Annotated in this window: 2 protein-coding genes; both read right to left on the minus strand. The window is 59.7% G+C overall.

Annotation, left to right across the window (positions count from 1 at the left end; translation table 11 throughout):
* Positions 1 to 24: 24 nt before the first annotated feature.
* A complete protein-coding gene (gene sul1 / locus ACOTYB_RS24770; RefSeq protein ID WP_000259031.1) occupies positions 25 to 864 on the minus strand; it encodes a sulfonamide-resistant dihydropteroate synthase Sul1 in 840 nt (279 codons plus the stop codon).
* Positions 858 to 1,134 (minus strand): DMT family transporter (locus ACOTYB_RS24775; RefSeq protein WP_017900405.1); only part of this gene is annotated, 277 nt, incomplete at its 5' end. The genes ACOTYB_RS24775 and sul1, both read right to left, overlap by 7 nt.

The raw sequence follows: 1,134 nt of genomic DNA on the forward strand, positions 1-1,134 counted from the left end.
TAGCGGGCGGCCGGAAGGTGAATGCTAGGCATGATCTAACCCTCGGTCTCTGGCGTCGCGACTGCGAAATTTCGCGAGGGTTTCCGAGAAGGTGATTGCGCTTCGCAGATCTCCAGGCGCGTGGGTGCGGACGTAGTCAGCGCCATTGCCGATCGCGTGAAGTTCCGCCGCAAGGCTCGCTGGACCCAGATCCTTTACAGGAAGGCCAACGGTGGCGCCCAAGAAGGATTTCCGCGACACCGAGACCAATAGCGGAAGCCCCAACGCCGACTTCAGCTTTTGAAGGTTCGACAGCACGTGCAGCGATGTTTCCGGTGCGGGGCTCAAGAAAAATCCCATCCCCGGATCGAGGATGAGCCGGTCGGCAGCGACCCCGCTCCGTCGCAAGGCGGAAACCCGCGCCTCGAAGAACCGCACAATCTCGTCGAGCGCGTCTTCGGGTCGAAGGTGACCGGTGCGGGTGGCGATGCCATCCCGCTGCGCTGAGTGCATAACCACCAGCCTGCAGTCCGCCTCAGCAATATCGGGATAGAGCGCAGGGTCAGGAAATCCTTGGATATCGTTCAGGTAGCCCACGCCGCGCTTGAGCGCATAGCGCTGGGTTTCCGGTTGGAAGCTGTCGATTGAAACACGGTGCATCTGATCGGACAGGGCGTCTAAGAGCGGCGCAATACGTCTGATCTCATCGGCCGGCGATACAGGCCTCGCGTCCGGATGGCTGGCGGCCGGTCCGACATCCACGACGTCTGATCCGACTCGCAGCATTTCGATCGCCGCGGTGACAGCGCCGGCGGGGTCTAGCCGCCGGCTCTCATCGAAGAAGGAGTCCTCGGTGAGATTCAGAATGCCGAACACCGTCACCATGGCGTCGGCCTCCGCAGCGACTTCCACGATGGGGATCGGGCGAGCAAAAAGGCAGCAATTATGAGCCCCATACCTACAAAGCCCCACGCATCAAGCTTTTGCCCATGAAGCAACCAGGCAATGGCTGTAATTATGACGACGCCGAGTCCCGACCAGACTGCATAAGCAACACCGACAGGGATGGATTTCAGAACCAGAGAAAGAAAATAAAATGCGATGCCATAACCGATTATGACAACGGCGGAAGGGGCAAGCTTAGTAAAGCCCTCG

The sequence above is a fragment of the Enterobacter cloacae complex sp. IR5450 genome (genome assembly GCF_049238665.1).
Lineage (GTDB): Bacteria > Pseudomonadota > Gammaproteobacteria > Enterobacterales > Enterobacteriaceae > Enterobacter > Enterobacter hormaechei_C.

Coding starts and splice junctions, on each gene's coding strand:
- sul1 (WP_000259031.1), bottom strand. CDS start 864: ATGGTGACGGTGTTCGGCATTCTGAATCTCACCGAGGACTCCTTCTTC.